At 69.8% G+C, this 16,719-nt stretch carries 14 protein-coding genes and 1 pseudogene; 4 read left to right on the top strand and 11 right to left on the bottom strand.

Features of this window, described 5'->3' with window-relative positions:
* The first annotated feature begins 101 nt into the window (after positions 1-101).
* Entirely contained in the window at positions 102-1,118 is a 1,017-nt protein-coding gene (locus tag J2X68_RS27865; RefSeq protein WP_310435318.1) for a LacI family DNA-binding transcriptional regulator, read from the top strand.
* A gap of 58 nt (positions 1,119-1,176) precedes the next feature.
* Here J2X68_RS27865 and prcA read toward each other — a convergent pair whose 3' ends face one another.
* From prcA to arc, 6 genes and pseudogenes are all read right to left on the bottom strand, one after another.
* The gene (prcA, locus tag J2X68_RS27860; protein ID WP_310435317.1) at positions 1,177-1,914 is read right to left on the bottom strand and encodes a proteasome subunit alpha; all 738 of its coding nucleotides are present in this window, start codon (positions 1,912-1,914) and stop codon (positions 1,177-1,179) included.
* 63 nt (positions 1,915-1,977) lie between these two features.
* Positions 1,978-2,823: a proteasome subunit beta gene (gene prcB, locus J2X68_RS27855; RefSeq protein ID WP_310435316.1), complete on the bottom strand. Its 846-nt coding sequence runs from the start codon at positions 2,821-2,823 to the stop codon at positions 1,978-1,980.
* Positions 2,775-2,954: pseudogene (locus J2X68_RS27850) on the bottom strand (endonuclease domain-containing protein); the annotation flags it as partial. The pseudogene J2X68_RS27850 and the gene prcB, both read right to left, overlap by 49 nt.
* 146 nt (positions 2,955-3,100) lie before the next feature.
* Positions 3,101-3,319: a ubiquitin-like protein Pup gene (locus J2X68_RS27845; RefSeq protein WP_020128324.1), complete on the bottom strand. Its 219-nt coding sequence runs from the start codon at positions 3,317-3,319 to the stop codon at positions 3,101-3,103.
* 188 nt (positions 3,320-3,507) lie between these two features.
* Complete coding sequence (gene dop, locus J2X68_RS27840; protein ID WP_310435315.1) at positions 3,508-5,019, bottom strand: depupylase/deamidase Dop; 1,512 nt, start codon at positions 5,017-5,019, stop codon at positions 3,508-3,510.
* Between the two features lie 234 nt (positions 5,020-5,253).
* Positions 5,254-7,020 carry a proteasome ATPase gene (gene arc / locus J2X68_RS27835; RefSeq protein ID WP_020665692.1) on the bottom strand — a complete coding sequence of 589 codons (1,767 nt, stop codon included), beginning with the start codon at positions 7,018-7,020 and terminating at the stop codon, positions 5,254-5,256.
* Between the two features lie 243 nt (positions 7,021-7,263).
* On the opposite strand from arc, the gene J2X68_RS27830 reads away from it, so the two are divergent.
* Positions 7,264-7,569, top strand: a complete 306-nt coding sequence (locus J2X68_RS27830; protein WP_310435314.1) for a ferredoxin — start codon at positions 7,264-7,266, stop codon at positions 7,567-7,569.
* A gap of 56 nt (positions 7,570-7,625) precedes the next feature.
* Here J2X68_RS27830 and J2X68_RS27825 read toward each other — a convergent pair whose 3' ends face one another.
* The 3 genes from J2X68_RS27825 to J2X68_RS27815 form a co-directional block, all read right to left on the bottom strand.
* Positions 7,626-8,204 (bottom strand): hypothetical protein, encoded by a 579-nt coding sequence (locus tag J2X68_RS27825; RefSeq protein ID WP_310435313.1) that lies wholly within the window; start codon positions 8,202-8,204, stop codon positions 7,626-7,628.
* 272 nt (positions 8,205-8,476) lie between these two features.
* On the bottom strand, positions 8,477-9,379 hold the full coding sequence (locus J2X68_RS27820) for a tRNA (adenine-N1)-methyltransferase (protein ID WP_046261810.1): 903 nt from the start codon (positions 9,377-9,379) through the stop codon (positions 8,477-8,479).
* 52 nt (positions 9,380-9,431) lie between these two features.
* Entirely contained in the window at positions 9,432-11,027 is a 1,596-nt protein-coding gene (locus J2X68_RS27815) for a site-2 protease family protein (protein ID WP_310435312.1), read from the bottom strand.
* A gap of 187 nt (positions 11,028-11,214) precedes the next feature.
* Between J2X68_RS27815 and J2X68_RS27810 the strand changes: the two genes are divergently transcribed.
* Together J2X68_RS27810 and J2X68_RS27805 are read left to right on the top strand one after the other, a co-directional pair.
* The gene (locus tag J2X68_RS27810) at positions 11,215-12,264 is read left to right on the top strand and encodes a RecB family exonuclease (protein ID WP_310435311.1); all 1,050 of its coding nucleotides are present in this window, start codon (positions 11,215-11,217) and stop codon (positions 12,262-12,264) included.
* A gap of 14 nt (positions 12,265-12,278) precedes the next feature.
* Positions 12,279-12,950 (top strand): response regulator transcription factor, encoded by a 672-nt coding sequence (locus tag J2X68_RS27805; protein WP_020128315.1) that lies wholly within the window; start codon positions 12,279-12,281, stop codon positions 12,948-12,950.
* A 109-nt stretch (positions 12,951-13,059) separates the two neighbouring features.
* Here J2X68_RS27805 and J2X68_RS27800 read toward each other — a convergent pair whose 3' ends face one another.
* Positions 13,060-14,643, bottom strand: a complete 1,584-nt coding sequence (locus J2X68_RS27800) for an ABC transporter substrate-binding protein (protein WP_310435310.1) — start codon at positions 14,641-14,643, stop codon at positions 13,060-13,062.
* A 66-nt stretch (positions 14,644-14,709) separates the two neighbouring features.
* A complete protein-coding gene (locus J2X68_RS27795; RefSeq protein ID WP_310435309.1) occupies positions 14,710-16,317 on the bottom strand; it encodes an ABC transporter substrate-binding protein in 1,608 nt (535 codons plus the stop codon).
* Positions 16,318-16,719: the final 402 nt, after the last annotated feature.

Raw genomic sequence — 16,719 nt, 5'->3', positions numbered from 1 at the left:
AGCCCGAGGCAATGGACCACCTCAAGGTTTTACGTATAACGTCTCTCGTCATACGTACCATGTGCGCTGTTCGCCAGTCCAGACGAAGGAGCAGGCCCACGGTGGCACGAGGTAGCACGCGCCCGACGAGCCGTGACGTCGCCCGGGCCGCGGGGGTCTCCCAGGCCGCCGTCTCCCTCGTCCTCGGCGACAAGTGGCGCGGCCGCGTCGCCGAGACCACCGCGGAACGCGTACGGGAGGCGGCCCGCGAACTCGGCTACCGGCCCAATCTCGCCGCCCGCAACCTGCGCCTGGGCCGCACCCGCACCGTGCTGCTCGTGGTCCCCGCGCTCACCACGGAGTTCTTCGCCGGCGTCTACACCGGCGCGGCGCGGGTCGCGGCCGAGCACGGCTTCGGGGTGGTCCTCTACCCCTCCCCCGAGGGCGTCGGTCCCGCCCGTGACCCCTTCGCCTCGGCCCAGGCCGCCCTCGACGGCGTCCTCGCCTCCTCGATGGCCGCCGACGCGCTCACCGCCATCCGCGGCGACCAGCTCCCCCTGGTGATGCTGGACAGCGACCCCTCGGGAAGCCTCGGCGCCGCCACGGTCAACCTCGACATCGCCGACGGCGTCCGCCAGGTCGCCGACCATCTGCTGGGCCTCGGCCACCGCCGCTTCCTGCACCTCGCGGCCGACATCCCGTCCTGGACCTTCGAGGTCCGCGCGCGTGAACTCGCCGCCCGGGTCGGCGCGGCGGCCGGGACCTCGCTGCGCACCGCCGCCGCCCCGATCTCCATCGACGGCGCCCTGGCCGCCGCGGCGGCGGCCCTGAGCGCTCCGGGACCCCGGCCCACCGCCGTCGTGTGCGACGACGACAAGCTCGCGGCCGGCGTCTACAAGGCCCTGCGGCGGCTCGGCCTGCGCGTCCCCGACGACGTGTCCGTCACCGGCCTGGACGACCTCGCCCTGGCCACCGCGCTGGACCCCGAGCTGACGACGGTACGACTGGACGCCGAGCTGTTCGGCGAGCGAGGCATGCGGGCCCTCCTCGCCGTCCTGGAGGGCCGCGCACCGGACGCCGGGGACATCCCCGTCGAACTGGTCGTGCGGGCCTCCACGGGGCCGCCGAACGCCTCCTGAGACGCCCTGCGCCCCGGCCGAGGCATCGACCGGGGCGCACAAGGGTGAGGGGGCGGGGCTACTCCTCCTCGGCGCTCTCCGCCTCGGTGGTCGCGCCGTCCGTCTCCAGCAGCCGGGCCAGCTGACGGCCGACGATCCGCTTGAACTTGCGCGACTGCGGCCGCGTGCGGTCCAGCACGGCCACCTCCAGACGCTCGGCGGGGATCTCCCGCTCCGTGCCGTTGGTGTCGCGCGACAGGGCCTGGACGGCCAGCTTCAGCGCCTCGGCCAGACTCATGCCGTCCCGGTGGCGCTGGTCCAGGTAGCTGCTGATCTGCTCGGCGTTGCCGCCGACCGCCACCGAGCCGTGCTCGTCGACGATCGAGCCGTCGTGCGGCAGCCGGTAGATCTGGTCCCCGTCCGGCGTGGCCCCGACCTCGGCCACCACCAGCTCCACCTCGTAGGGCTTCTCGCCCGCCGAGGAGAAGATCGTGCCCAGTGTCTGGGCGTACACGTTGGCCAGACCGCGGGCGGTCACGTCGTCCCGGTCATAGGTGTAACCACGCAGGTCGGCGTACCGGACGCCGCCGATCCGGAGGTTCTCGTACTCGTTGTACTTGCCGGCGGCCGCGAAGCCGATCCGGTCGTAGATCTCGCTGAACTTGTGCAGCGCGCGGGACGGATTCTCGCCGACGAACACGATGCCGTCGGCGTACTGGATCACAACGAGGCTGCGGCCGCGCGCGATGCCCTTGCGGGCGTACTCGGCGCGGTCGGCCATCGCCTGCTGGGGTGAGACATAGAACGGCGTCGACACCGGTTATCCGTCCCTTTCTGTCGAAGTCACGGGGATCACCTGGGATGAGAACGGGGCCGCCGGCTACAGCAGGGCGGCGCGCGGGCCGTCCGGCTGCTCCAGGCGACGCGCCAGGATCGAGCGGGCGATCTCCGACGACTCCTCGTCGGTGAGCCGGCGGAAGCCGTCCTCGGTGATCACGGTGACGATGGGGTAGATCCGGCGCGCGACATCGGGACCACCGGTCGCCGAGTCGTCGTCCGCCGCGTCGTAGAGGGCCTGGACCACCAGGGTCGTGGCCTCTTCCTCGGTCAGGTTGTTGTGGAAGAGCTTCTTCATCGCCCCGCGCGCGAAGATCGAGCCGGAGCCGGTGGCGGCGTAGTTGTGCTCCTCGGAGCGGCCGCCCGTGACGTCGTAGGAGAAGATCCGGCCGCGGTCCCGGTCCACGTCGAACCCGGCGAACAGGGGCACGACCGCCAGGCCCTGCATGGCCATGCCCAGGTTGGAGCGGATCATGGTCGACAGCCGGTTCGCCTTGCCCTCGAGGGAGAGCTGCGCGCCCTCGACCTTCTCGAAGTGCTCCAGCTCCAGCTGGAACAGTTTCACCATCTCGACGGCCAGACCGGCGGTGCCGGCGATTCCGACGGCCGAGTACTCGTCAGCCGGGAAGACCTTCTCGATGTCCCGCTGCGCGATGACGTTGCCCATCGTGGCGCGACGGTCACCGGCGAGCACGACACCACCGGGGAACGTCACGGCGACGATCGTCGTGCCGTGCGGCGCGTCGATCACACCCTGTGTCGGGGGCAGCTGCCGCATGCCGGGCAGCAGCTCCGGCTGGTGGTCGGAGAGAAAGTCCATGAAGGACGAGGACCCGGGCGTCAGGAAGGCAGCCGGTAGACGCCCGGTGCTACGAGTGTTGGCTTCCACGCGTTTCCTTCCAGATATTCGGCTGCTCGGTACACGGCTGCGGGGTCATCCCTCAACAGGCCGAGGCCGGAATTGCAGTTGAAGCACGGTATGCCACGGACCCTACCCGCCGGATGACGGTGATCAACCTGCGTGGCCGACGCTGCCGCCGCAAGGCCTCAGAGCGTGGCCGCCGACAGGAGGAGGCTGCGCGCGGCTTGATCGTCGGACCGCGCGCAGCGCTGCACACCCTCTTCGCTTCTCAACCCACGATCCCCCGATACCTTCGGATCGAAGGCTACTCGCCACCCTTCTGAACGAAGCTGCGAACGAAGTCCTCGGCGTTCTCCTCGAGGACGTCGTCGATCTCGTCCAGAACGGAGTCCACGTCGTCGCTCAGCTTCTCCTGGCGCTCCTTGAGGTCCTCCGATGCCTGCGCCTCGGGCGCCTGCTCCTCGACCTCCTCCGTGGAGCGCGTCGCCTTCTGCTGGCCGCCGCCGGTGTCCTTGGTCGCCATAACCCTCACCCCGCTCTTTCGCCCGACATGGTCGACAGGTCGGCATTCCTGCCGATCGGTGATGATCAGACCCTACAAGCCGGGTCCGACATCGGCCCCGCAGTTTCCACAACGTACGGGGGCCACCTCGATGATTCCCTCACGGGAGGCTTTCCACCCCGCCGGAGAGGTTGCGTCCGGGTGGTCGTTCAGCCGCCCGAGAGCACCTTGACCAGGTCTTCCGCCGTGCGGCAGCGGTCCAGGAGCGCCTTGACGTGATTTCGCGTTCCGCGAAGAGGTTCGAGGGTTGGGACGCGCTGGAGCGAGTCCCGGCCCGGCAGGTCGAAGATCACCGAGTCCCAGGAGGCCGCCGCGACGTCGTCGGCGTACTGCTCCAGGCAGCGGCCGCGGAAGTACGCGCGGGTGTCCTCCGGGGGCTTCGTGACGGCCCGCTCGACCTCGCTCTCGTCCAGCAGGCGCTTCATGCGGCCACGGGCCGCGAGACGGTTGTAGAGGCCCTTGTCGGCCCGTACGTCGGCGTACTGGAGGTCGACGAGGTGCAGACGGGCGGCGTCCCAGTCGAGGCCGTCACGGCGCCGGTAGCCCTCCATGAGCTCCCGCTTGGCGACCCAGTCCAGTTCGCCGGCGAGGCTCATGGGGTCGTTCTCCAGGCGGTTCAGGGTGTCCTCCCAGCGCGCGAGGACGTCCTTCGTCTGGTCGTCGGCGTCCGCGCCGAACCGCTCCTCCACGTACTTGCGCGACAGCTCGAAGTACTCCATCTGCAGCTGGACCGCGGTGAGCGTGCGGCCGCTGCGCAGGGTGACCAGCCGCTTCAGCGTCGGGTCGTGGGAGACCTGGTGGAGGGTGCGGACCGGCTGGTCGACCGCCAGGTCCACGGCGATGAAGCCGTCCTCGATCATCGACAGGACCAGGGCCGTCGTGCCCAGCTTCAGATACGTCGAGATCTCGGAGAGGTTCGCGTCGCCGATGATCACATGCAGGCGCCGGTACTTCTCCGCGTCCGCGTGCGGCTCGTCGCGCGTGTTGATGATCGGGCGCTTCAGCGTCGTCTCCAGGCCGACCTCGACCTCGAAGTAGTCGGCGCGCTGGCTGAGCTGGAAGCCGTGCTCGTGGCCGTCCTGGCCGACGCCCACGCGACCCGCGCCGGTGACCACCTGGCGCGAGACGAAGAAGGGCGTCAGGTGGCGCACGATGTCCGAGAAGGCGGTCTCCCGCTTCATCAGGTAGTTCTCGTGCGTGCCGTAGGAGGCGCCCTTGTTGTCGGTGTTGTTCTTGTAGAGGTGGATGGGCTGCGCGCCGGGCAGTGCGGCGGCACGCTCGGCGGCCTCGGCCATGATCCGCTCGCCGGCCTTGTCCCAGAGGACGGCGTCGCGGGGGTTGGTGACCTCGGGCGAGCTGTACTCGGGGTGCGCGTGGTCGACGTAGAGCCGCGCCCCGTTGGTGAGGATGACGTTGGCGAGGCCGATGTCCTCGTCGGTGAGCTGGCTGGAGTCGGCGACCTCGCGGGCGAGGTCGAAACCGCGCGCGTCCCGCAGCGGGTTCTCCTCCTCGAAGTCCCAGCGGGCCCGGCGGGCCCGGTGCATCGCCGCCGCGTAGGCGTTGACGATCTGGGACGAGGTGAGCATGGCATTGGCGTTGGGGTGGCCGGGGACGGAGATGCCGTACTCCGTCTCGATGCCCATTACTCGCCGTACGGTCATGCGGCCCTCCTTGCCCGGCGGCACCCTCGGTCGTGGGCGCCGCTCAGATACCGGTGGTGCTCCGGCGCGTGTGCGGTGCCCGTCCCCGCACTGCGCGACCCGGCGGTACGGAAGAGCCTAGAACGCCTCCGCGCTGGTGGGGAGATCATTTGCGTCATTGCCTTGCTCCAGCCGTGGCCCGGAAAAGCAGTCGGCTGCGGGTACCCGTGGTGGGCACCCGCAGCCGCCCTGGTCCTACAGGTACTGTCCGGTGTTCGCCACCGTGTCGATGGAGCGTCCGGTGTCCGCGCCCTGCTTTCCGGTGATGAGGGTACGGATGTAGACGATCCGTTCGCCCTTCTTTCCGGAGATCCGGGCCCAGTCGTCGGGGTTGGTGGTGTTCGGCAGGTCCTCGTTCTCCTTGAACTCGTCCACGCACGCCTGGAGGAGATGGGAGACCCGAAGGCCCTTCTGGTTGTGGTCGAGGAAGTCCTTGATCGCCATCTTCTTGGCGCGGCCGACGATGTTCTCGATCATCGCGCCGGAGTTGAAGTCCTTGAAGTAGAGGACTTCCTTGTCACCGTTGGCGTAGGTGACCTCCAGGAAGCGGTTCTCCTCGGATTCGGCGTACATGTGTTCCACGGCCGTCTGGATCATGCTCTGGACGGTGGTGGTCCGGTCGCCTCCGTGTTCGCCCACGTCCTCGGCGTGCAGGGGAAGGCGTTCGGTGAGGTACTTCTGGAAGATGTCCTTGGCCGCTTCGGCGTCCGGTCGCTCGATCTTGATCTTCACGTCGAGACGGCCGGGGCGCAGGATCGCGGGGTCGATCATGTCCTCACGGTTGGAGGCGCCGATGACGACCACGTTCTGCAGGCCTTCGACACCGTCGATCTCGGCGAGGAGCTGCGGGACGATGGTGTTCTCCACGTCCGAGCTCACGCCGGAGCCGCGGGTGCGGAAGAGGGACTCCATCTCGTCGAAGAAGACGATGACGGGGGTGCCCTCGGAGGCCTTCTCCCTCGCACGCTGGAAGACCAGGCGGATCTGCCGCTCGGTCTCGCCGACGTACTTGTTGAGGAGCTCGGGACCCTTGATGTTGAGGAAGAAGCTCTTGCCGGTGGCCTGGCCGGTGACCTCGGCGACCTTCTTGGCCAGCGAGTTGGCGACGGCCTTGGCGATGAGCGTCTTGCCGCATCCGGGAGGTCCGTAGAGCAGGACGCCCTTGGGCGGGCGCAGCTCGTGCTCCTTGAAGAGGTCGGGGTAGAGGTACGGGAGCTCCACGGCGTCGCGGATCATCTCGATCTGCCCGCCGAGCCCGCCGATCTGCTCGTAGCCGATGTCGGGAACCTCTTCGAGGACGAGTTCCTCGACCTCGCTCTTGGGAACGACCTCATAGACGTAGCCGGAGCGCGGTTCGAGCAGCAGGGCGTCGCCGGGGCGGATGACGACGTCGAGCAGCGGCTCGGCGAGCCGGACCACCCGTTCCTCGTCGGTGTGCCCCTGCACGAGGGCGCGTACGCCGTCCTCCAGGATCTCCTTGAGGGTGACGATGTCGCCGACGCTCTCGTACTCCATGGCCTCGACCACGTTGAGCGCTTCGTTCAGCATCACTTCCTGGCCGCGCCGGAGCTCTTCGAGCTCGACGCTGGGGCTGACGTTCACCCGGAGCTTGCGGCCCCCGGTGAAGATGTCGGCCGTGCCGTCCTCGTTCGCCGTGAGGAAGACACCGAAGCCGGCCGGCGGCTGGGCGAGCCGGTCGACTTCTTCCTTGAGGGCCACGATCTGGTCGCGGGCCTCACGGAGTGTGTTCGCGAGTCGCTCGTTCTGGGCGGACACGCCGGCCAGGTTTGTCTGTAGCTCGACGATCCGCTCTTCGAGAATCCTCGTGTGCCGCGGAGAGTCGGCGAGCTTGCGTCGCAGGACGGCGATCTCCTGCTCAAGGTAGGCAATCTGCCCGGACGGGTCGTCGGACCCTCGTCCCGGGCGGATGCCGCGGTTCATGTCGTCGTCGTGGGCTGCCACGGTCCTCACCTCCTCCAAGGGGAGCTGGACGCTTCCAGACCCTACCTGGGTGGGTGTCGATTGAAACCCCTAGATCACAAAGACTGTCGGGGTGTGTCCGATCTTCACCCTTGCGCTCTCCCTCACGCCAGGGGAATACCCACCGAACACGGTCCGGAAGCCGCCGAGGGTAGGGTCGAAGTGTTCAACACCCGTCAGAGCCTGCATGGTTCCCTTGCGGCTCGACAGTAAACGGCAGGAGATATGGGCGTGCAGCAGGAGGCCGGTGTCGGCAGCGAGGACCTCGAGGTCTGGATCGACCAGGATCTCTGTACCGGCGACGGGATCTGCGCCCAGTACGCGCCGGAGGTGTTCGAGCTGGACATCGACGGTCTGGCCTACGTCAAGGGCGCCGACGACGAACTGCTCCAGGCCAAGGGGGCCACGACCCCGGTGCCGTTGCCGCTGTTGACGGACGTGGTGGACTCGGCGCGGGAGTGCCCGGGCGACTGCATCCACGTGCGACGCGTTTCGGACAGCGTCGAGGTCTACGGTCCGGACGCGGAGTGACCCGCCGGACGCGGAATGTGAAGACTGTCTGATTTCTCACAGCTCGGCGGTCCGGATCAGACGCTGTGCGCGCCCGCCGGGGTCGAGCGGACGAACCTGTCGTCCTTCCACTGCCACTTGGCGCTCTCCTTCACGTCGGGGCAGCAACTGGGCACGTCGGCCGTGGAGTAGCCGAGGAACGTGGCGAGGACGGCTCCGTCGGCGACGGAGAGGCTCGTGACGGTGTTGCGGGCCTTGGGGTCGACCAGGGTCGCGACCACGCGCGCGCGCGTGCTGTCTGCGCCCTGGGTGAGCACGTACACGCCGTCGGGCGGGGTTCCCATGGGGGCGTCGCAGTGGACCACCGCGACGGTCTCCGGGACGCCGTCGCCGTCGAGGTCCCCGCTCGCCTTCTTGACCACGAGAGCCTGCACGGGGCCGCATGCGAGCGGGAAGTCGACGCCGGCGGTGCCGGGGGCCGCGGTGGTGGCGGGAGTGGGCGCGGCGGCCGGGCCCGCCGCCTGGGCGGCGGTCGCGGGTCCGGGCTGCAGGAGCGAGGAGAGGGCGACGACGCCGGCAACGGCGGCCGCGGTCGCGACCCAGTGGATCGGCCGGGTGTGGGTGTGTGCCAGTTCCGGGAGGACGGATTGCTGCACTGGCAGTGTCTCCTGTGGTGGCTGTGCCGGTGGGGCTGGGGGATCGGCCAGCATCGTGCCACACGTCACAGGCCGGGGGAACGGCGGGGTCCGGGATATCGGACGCGCCGTCCGGGGCCGCGCCCCACGGCGGCGGGCCGTGCCGACCGGCGCCGGACCGGCGGGCGAGGGTGTCCGGCCGCCGCCAACGACGAGGCGCCCCGACCGAGTTCCGGGTGGGTCCGGGAACTCGGTCGGGGCGCCTTGCCGTTGAACGGTGTGCTGGGGCGGCGTCAGCGGCCGCTGCCTCCGTCGGCATTGGGACCGGTGTAGTCCTCGCCGTAGGCGCCCTTGGCGGGGCGGCGGCGGCGCATCGGCGGCTCGACGCCGTCGGCGAGGCGACGGGCGGTGAGCAGGAAGCCGGTGTGACCGATCATCCGGTGGTCCGGGCGGACCGCCAGGCCCTCCACGTGCCAGTTGCGGATCATCGATTCCCAGGAGGTCGGCTCGTTGAAGGAGCCGATCTCGCGGATGGACTCGACGGTGCGCGCGAGCTGGGTGGTGGTGGCCACGTAGCAGCACAGGATGCCGCCGGGCACGAGCGCCTTGGAGACGGCCTCCAGGCACTCCCAGGGGGCGAGCATGTCGAGGATGACGCGGTCGACGTCGGTGTCGGACAGGTTGTCCTGGAGGTCGCCGACGGTGAGCTGCCAGGCGGGGTGCGGGCCGCCGAAGTAGCGCTCCACGTTCTGCTGGGCGATCTCGGCGAAGTCCTCGCGGCGCTCGTAGCTGTGCAGCATGCCCTGGTCGCCGATGGCGCGCAGCAGGAAGCTGCTGAGCGAGCCGGAGCCGACGCCGGCTTCGACGACGCGGGCGCCGGGGAAGATGTCGGCGAAGGCGAGGATCTGCCCCGCGTCCTTCGGGTAGACGACGGCAGCCCCGCGGGGCATGGACAGGACGTAGTCGGGGAGCAGGGGGCGCAGCGCGAGGTAGGCGACGTTCCCGGTGGTGCGGACAACGCTGCCCTCGGGAGCACCGATCAGTTCGTCGTGCGGGAAGGAACCCTTGTGGGTGTGGAAGTTCTTCCCGGCCTCGAGCGTGAACGTGTAGTGGCGGCCCTTGGGGTCGGTCAGCTGAACCTGGTCCCCGACCTTGAAGGGCCCGCGCCTGCGGGCGGCACCGGTCGGTTCGGACATGTGAACAGCCTACCGGGGTTTGCCGGGGCCGCCGACCACGGGGACGACCCGGCTAGGAGGGCCTGGCCATGGCCTTGACGAAGGCGCGCTCGACGTCGGCGGCGGACAGGACGCCGAAGATCTCGCCGGTCTCCTCGACCACGAGGTACTCGGTGGCGGGGGTGGCCCGCAGGACGTCGAGGAGGTCCTCCCCGGCCAGCTCGGCGGAGACCCGCATGCCCTCGGTGAGGTCCTGGGCGAGGCCGCTGACGGCGACCCAGGGGCGGCGGTGTTCGGGCACCCCGACGATGGCGGCCTCGCGGACGAGGGAGAGGGGTTCGCCATGGGCGTCGACGACGACGAGGGCGCGGGCGCCGGCGTCGTTGGCGCGGCGCAGGGCCTCGGAGAGCGGGGTGTGGGTCTCGACCGGGACGGCACGCCGGGTGAGGGTGCGGGCGCGCAGCTCGGGGAGGTGTTCGCGCAGACGGGCCATGCGCAGGCTGTTGCCGGCGCCGGTCCAGATGATCGCGGCGAGGATGGCCGCGAGGAGGGCGTCGGTGACGGTGTCCATGCCGACGCTGTCCTCGGCGCTGGAGCCGAGGGCGCCGGACTGGGTGAGCAGCGGCAGGCCGATGAGGACGGAGACGGCGAGGGCGCGGCCGACCCAGGCGGCGGCGATGGTGCCGTTCATGGGCTTGCCGGTGAGCTTCCAGACGACGGCACGGAGCATGCGGCCGCCGTCGAGCGGGAGGCCGGGCAGCAGGTTGAAGATCGCCACGATGAGGTTGGAGATCATCAGCCCGGCCAGCAGGACGCCCGGGACGGTGCCGGGCTCCACGGGCTGCAGGGCGAGGTAGAAGACACCGGCGAGGACCAGGGAGAGCAGCGGGCCGACGAAGGCGAGCCAGAATTCCCGGCCGGGGGTCTCGGCCTCCTTCTCGATCTCGGAGACGCCGCCGAAGAACTGGAGCTGGATGCGGCGGACCGGGAGCTTGAAGCGGAGGGCGGCGATGGTGTGCGCGAGTTCGTGGATGAGCACGGAGGCGTAGAAGGCGACCGCGAAGAAGAGGGAGACGAGGTAGCGCAGGGCGCCGAGTTCGGGGAGCACGCGGTCGAGCTGGTTGCCGAAGACCCAGGTGATGAGGGCGGCGACGAGGAACCAGCTGGGCGCCACGTAGACGGGGACGCCGAAGGGACGGCCCATGAGGAGGCCGCCGCGCGGCTGCTCCGGGGGGCGCTGGGGCGGCGGGCCCTTGGGAAGCGTGGGGGTGAGAGCGGGAGGCACCGGTTGCCCGGTCGCGGCCCCGCTCGTCGCGGCCCCGGCGGTCGTCCCGGATTCGCCCCCCGCCTCGGACCCGGTTCCGGCACCGGCACCGGTCCCGGCCCCGCTCTCGGTCTCGTGGTGCTCGTCCGCGTGCGCACCGGTCGCGCGGTGGTCGTCACCGGGTGCCGAGGGCGTCTGCGGTGCGCCGCCGTCGGCCTCGGCTTCGGCGGGTGCGGCCTCGCCCGGCGGCGTCGCCTCGGGCCCGGTCGGCTCGGGTTCCGTGCCGGGGGTGCCGGGGCCCGGGGTTTTCGCGAGGTCGGTGGCCGGGGACGCAGGTGTCGCGGGGTGCTCGGCCGACTCTTCGTTGTCCGGCCGCGGCCGCCCGGTCCCGCCGCTTTCCACCACGGTGTCCCCTCGTCGAAGCGTCTCCCGCTCGTACAGGGCGGAAGGGTCTCGGACCGATGGTATGCGGCGGTCGTGACGTGTTCCGCCCCGGCACCCCCCCGCGTTTCCCCGGTCGTCGCCGGTGTTCGGGGCGAGCCGGGGTCCGCGGACCGGGTCACTGTCAGTGGCGGGCCGTAAGGTCTGGGGTATGGAGAGCAGCAACGAGGGTGTCGCCCGGGCGGGCGACGGCGGTGCCGTGGAGGTTCCGGCACACACGGAGGCGAGCGCGTCGGTGCCGGTCGCTCCGGAGGCGGTCGTCGCCGAGCCGGTCGAGGCGATCGGCCCCGAGGCGGTGGAGGCGGTCGCCCCCGGAGGGGTGGCGACGGCCGTCGGGGCCAAGGCGCCCGCCTCGCTGTCGCCCTCGCGGGCCGGTGACTTCATGCAGTGCCCGCTGCTGTACCGGTTCCGGGTGATCGACCGGCTGCCGGAGAAGCCGAGCCCGGCGGCCACGAAGGGCACGCTGGTGCACGCGGTCCTGGAGCGGCTGTTCGACGCGCCGGCGGCCGAGCGGACCGCGCCGCGGGCCAAGTCGCTGATCCCGGGCCAGTGGGACCGGCTGCGGGAGACACGGCCGGAGGTCGTGGAGCTGTTCGCCGACGATCCGGAGGGCGAGCGGCTGGCCGGCTGGCTGGTGGAGGCGGAGCGGCTGGTCGAGCGGTGGTTCACGCTGGAGGATCCGACACGGCTGGAGCCTGCGGAGCGGGAACTGTTCGTCGAGGCGGAGCTGGACTCGGGGCTGCGGCTGCGCGGGATCATCGACCGGGTCGACGTCGCGCCCACGGGCGAGGTGCGGATCGTCGACTACAAGACCGGCAAGGCGCCCCGGCCCGAGTACGCCGAGGGCGCGCTGTTCCAGATGAAGTTCTACGCCCTGGTGGTGTGGCGGCTGAAGAACGTCGTCCCCCGCCGCCTTCAGCTGGTGTACCTGGGCAGTGGTGACGTGCTGACCTACGACCCGGTCCTGGCCGATCTGGAGCGGGTGGAGCGCAAGTTGCTCGCCCTGTGGGACGCCATCCGGCTGGCGACGGAGACGGGTGAGTGGCGGCCGCGGCCGACCAAGCTGTGCGGCTGGTGCGATCACCAGGCCCACTGCCCGGAGTTCGGCGGCACTCCCCCGCCGTATCCGCTCCCCGTGACACTGCCCGTGAGGGCGGCGGAGTCCGCGGACGGGGCTCAGGGCAGAATGGGGCCGGGCTAAAGAAGGAGACATACGTGGCCATCCGCGTCCTACTGGTCGATGACCAGCCGCTGCTGCGTACCGGCTTCCGGATGATCCTGGAAGCCGAGCAGGATCTCGCGGTCGTCGGCGAGGCCGGAGACGGCCTCCAGGCCCTCGACCAGGTGCGGGCGTTGCAGCCCGATGTGGTGCTGATGGACATCCGCATGCCGCGGATGGACGGGGTGGAGGCGACCCGGCAGATCACCGGGCCGGGGCGGGACGGACCGGCGAAGGTGCTGGTGCTGACCACCTTCGACCTCGACGAGTACGTGGTGGAGGCGCTGCGGGCCGGCGCGAGCGGGTTCCTGCTGAAGGACGCGCCCGCCAACGAACTGGTGCAGGCGATCCGGGTGGTGGCCTCGGGTGAGGCCATGCTGGCGCCGAGCATCACGCGCCGGCTGCTCGACAAGTACGCCACGCATCTGCCCTCCGGCGACGAGCCGGTGCCGGACACCCTGCACACGCTCACCGACCGTGAGGTGGAGGTGCTCAAGCTGGTGGCGCGCGGGCTGTCGAACGCCGAGATCGCCGCCGACCTCTTCGTCAGCGAGACCACCGTGAAGACGCACGTGGGTCACGTGCTGAACAAGCTGGGGCTGCGCGACCGGGTCCAGGCGGCGGTGTACGCGTACGAGAGCGGTCTGGTGCGCCCCGGCGCGCAGTAGCGCGGAGGAACCGCGGGAGCCGCAGGAACCGCGGTGGCCGCGGGATGTGAAGGAGCGAAGGCGCCCCCCCGGCCGGGGGGCGCCTTCGTCGCGTGCGGCTGTCAGGGCGTCAGCTCTTGCTGAGTTCCCAGAAGCGGAACACCGTGGAGGCGTCCAGGCAGCTCTCCAGGCCGTAGACGTTCTCGCCGACGACCGCGTACTGCTTGGCCTGCCAGAGCGGCAGGACGGGCACCTGCTTGGCGACGATGTCCTGGATCTCGGCGTAGTCCGCGTCGGTGGCGGTGCGGTCGCTCTGCGCGGCGGTGCGCGGGACCAGCGTGCCGGTGATGGCCGTGTCGGCGTAGTGGTTGCCCAGCACGTTGCCCTTGCCGAAGAACGGCGAGGTGAAGTTGTCGGCGTCCGGGTAGTCGGGCACCCAGCCCTTGACGTACACGCCGTACTTGCCGGCGGCGACGTCCTTCTCGTACTGGCCGTAGGCGACGGAGCGCACGTCGGCGTCGAACAGTCCGCTGGCGTTCAACTGGGCGGCGATCGCCTTGAGTTCCTGGTCGGTGGCCGGGCCGTAGCGGGTCGGCGTGGACCAGAGGGTGAGCTTCACCTTGCCGGTGATGCCCTCGTCGGCGAGCGCCGCGGCGGCCGCGGCCCGGGAGGGGCGGGCGCCGTAGCGGTCGAAGAACGCGGTGTTGTGGCCCGCGATACCGGCCGGGACGATCGAGTAGAGGGGTTCGGCGGTGCCCTCGTAGACGTCCTTGATCAGGGCTTCGCGGTCGATGAGATGGGCGATGGCCCGGCGGACGCCGAGCTTCCCGGCGACCGGGTCGTCCATGTTGAAGACGAGGTGCTGGACCTCGGCGCTGCTGCCCTCGACGACCTCGGCGCCACCGTCGGCGGTGCTCTGCTGGATGTCGGAGACGTCGGCGGCGGTGAGGCCCCGGTAGGCGATGTCGATCTCGTTCGCGAGCAGGGCCTGCTTCAGGGCCTTCTGGTCGCCGCTGAAGAACTTGAGGGTGACGCCGGTGTTCTGGGCCTCGCCCGCGCTGCCCCGGTAGTTCTCGTTGACGGAGAACACGGCCTCGTCGTCGCCGAAGGAGTCCAGCTTGTAGGGGCCGGAGCCCACGGCGGCGCCGTCGGCGCGCAGGCTGTCGGCGTCGTACTCGGCGTGGTCGACGATGGAGCCGGCGCCCGAGGCGATCTTGCTGGGGAAGGTGGCGTCGGGGACCCCGAGCCGGAAGACGACCGTCTTGGCGTCCGGTGTCTCTACCTTGTCGAGCGTGGGGAACATGACGGCCGGGCCGGCGGCGTCGTTGATCTTCAGCATGCGGTCGAAGGAGAACTTGACGTCCTCGGAGGTGAGCGCGTCGCCGTTGCTGAACTTCAGCCCGTCCTTCAGCGTGCACGTGTAGACCTGGGTCCGCGTGTCCGTGAAGGAGCATTCCCGCGCCGCGTCCGGCTCGGGTTCCGTGCCGCCCTTGGGGAAGCTCAGCAGGGACTGGAAGACGTTGTTGAACAACAGCCAGGATCCCGGGTCGTAGCCCGAGGCCGGGTCCGTGGCCAGGACGTCGTCGGACATCCCGAGGACCACGGAGGAGGCGTCACCCGCGGAGCCGCCGCTCTGGGTGCCGCAGCCGGTCAACAGGCCGGAGGCCAGTCCCGCCACGATCGGCAGGACTGGCCACTGGTTACGCACGTTCACAAAATGCCTTGTCGTCGGTTCTCTGCACACCGGGGCCGCCGTCCCGGGCCCCGGAAGGGGGGTGCGTCAGTTGCTCACGCCGCGGCCGAGCTCCCAGAGCTGCAGGGTCGCGGAGGAGTTCAGCACGTAGGCCGTGCCGGTGACGTCGTTGTTCGCGGCCACGTACTGCTTGCCCTGCCACAGCGGCAGGACCGGGACGTCCTTGGCGACGATGTCCTGGATCTTGGTCAGGTCCTTGGCGGCGCTGAGGCGGTCGGCCTCGCGGCGGGAGGACGGGATCAGGTCGTCGATGATGTCCGCGTTGGAGTACGGGGACTTGAGGAAGTTGTCCTTGTCGAGGAACGGGGCGACGAAGTTGTCGGCGTCGGGGAAGTCGGGGAACCAGCCCATCCCGTAGACCGCGTACTCGCCCTTGCGCTCGGCCGGGACGAACGCGTCCCAGGCGGTGCCCTTGATGGTGACGTCGAACAGGCCGCTGGCGTTGAGCTGCTTCTGCAGCACCTCGAACTCCTGCTTGGTGGCCGGGCCGTAGTGGTCGGTCGTGTAGTTCAGCGTCAGCTTCACCGGGGTGGTGATGTCCGAGTCCTCCAACAGCGCCTTGGCCTTGGCGACGCTCGGGTCGCCGTAGGTGTTGAAGAACGAGTTGGAGTGCGCGGTGAGCGTGGCCGGGACCAGCGAGTAGAGGGGCTCGGCCTGGGAGCCGTACACCTCGGAGACGAGCTCGCTGCGGTTGATGATCTGGGCCATCGCCTGGCGCACGGCCTTGGACTTGACCGCCGGGTCGGTGGTGTCGAAGGCCAGGTAGCGGATCTCGAGGCCGTTGAGTTCGACGAGGCTGATGTCGCTGGTCGCGGAGGCCTCGGAGAGCTTCTGGATCTGCTCCGGCGACATGGTGCGGGTCATCAGGTCGATGTCGCCCTTTTCGAGGGCGGTGCCCATGTCGTCGGCGTTCTCGTACGAGACCATGTCGACCTGGTCGTTGTTCACCGTCAGAGTCCCCTTGTAGTGGGGGTTCTTGGTGAAGACCGCCTTCGTCATCTCGTCGCCGTCGGTCTCGGCCTTGAGGGTGTAGGGGCCGGAGCCGTCGATCGAGAAGCCGTCGCGCAGCTTGTCCTTCTCGTAGTCGTCGGGGTTGACGATGCCGGCGACCGGAGTCGACAGCTTGAAGGGGAAAGTGGCGTCGGCGGTCTTGAGGTGGAAGATGACTTCGTTGTCACCCTGCGTCTCGATGGTGTCGATCGTGGACAGCAGGGCGAACACACCGGAGTCGGCCTTGATGGTGCGGGCGCGCTCGATGGAGAACTTGACGTCCTCGGCGGTGACCGCGTCGCCGTTCGCGAACTTGAGGCCGCTGCGCAGCTTGCAGGCGTAGCGCTCGTTGCCGGTGTCGGTGAAGCCGCAGCTCTGGGCCGCCTCCGGGACGGGCTCGCCCTCGCCCTTGGGCTGGATCATCAGCGTCTGCACGGTCTGGCGCAGGATGTTCCAGGTGCCGACGTCGTAGGAGTACGCCGGGTCGAGGGGCGCCGGAGCGTCCTTGGTGACGGTGAACCGGTCCGTGGTGCCCATGACGATGGCGTCCCCACTGCCGCTACCACTGTCGGACCCGCCGCAGGCGGCGAGTACGGGCGCGAGCAGACTTACCACGGCCGGCAGCACCAAAGTCTTGCGGTTCATGCTCGAGTTTCTCCAGAGCTGTCGAGTCCGTGTACCCGGCATGCAGGGGTGTCGCGGCGGATCACGGGGTTAGGGCGAGGTTCTCGCGATGAGATTAGTCCGCACCGGCACGAGGGTTGACGGTCACCGGAGTTGAAACTCCATCACGCTGTGAAACCGGCCGCGGACGCACTGAACAACCCTCAGCGGAAGGATTCGTACAGCCGCCCATCAATCGGGACACAAAGACCCGCGGAAGCCCTCCCCGGCAGGGCTTCATGCACACAGAGAGTCAACTGTCGACCCCCGGACAGGTGGGGAACGTCACACGCCGCACAGGGTTCGGACGGGGTGGAATTCGGCCGCCGCCGAGGACTGGCCGAAGATCGGAATTTCACCGCGCACGCGCGCCGAAATTCCTGG

The sequence above is a fragment of the Streptomyces sp. 3330 genome, from assembly GCF_031456635.1.
Taxonomy (GTDB): Bacteria; Actinomycetota; Actinomycetes; order Streptomycetales; family Streptomycetaceae; genus Streptomyces.
The sequence above is the reverse complement of the archived record's forward strand: the minus strand, read 5'-3'. Positions and strand labels throughout refer to the sequence as shown.

What these genes read in the sequence shown, in the direction of transcription:
- J2X68_RS27810 (WP_310435311.1), top strand. Translation starts at nt 11,215, where the DNA reads ATGGAGAGCAGCAACGAGGGTGTCGCCCGGGCGGGCGACGGCGGTGCC.
- J2X68_RS27795 (WP_310435309.1), bottom strand. Translation starts at nt 16,317, where the DNA reads ATGAACCGCAAGACTTTGGTGCTGCCGGCCGTGGTAAGTCTGCTCGCG.
- J2X68_RS27845 (WP_020128324.1), bottom strand. Translation starts at nt 3,319, where the DNA reads ATGGCGACCAAGGACACCGGCGGCGGCCAGCAGAAGGCGACGCGCTCC.
- J2X68_RS27820 (WP_046261810.1), bottom strand. Translation starts at nt 9,379, where the DNA reads ATGTCCGAACCGACCGGTGCCGCCCGCAGGCGCGGGCCCTTCAAGGTC.
- dop (WP_310435315.1), bottom strand. Translation starts at nt 5,019, where the DNA reads ATGACCGTACGGCGAGTAATGGGCATCGAGACGGAGTACGGCATCTCC.
- J2X68_RS27830 (WP_310435314.1), top strand. Translation starts at nt 7,264, where the DNA reads ATGGGCGTGCAGCAGGAGGCCGGTGTCGGCAGCGAGGACCTCGAGGTC.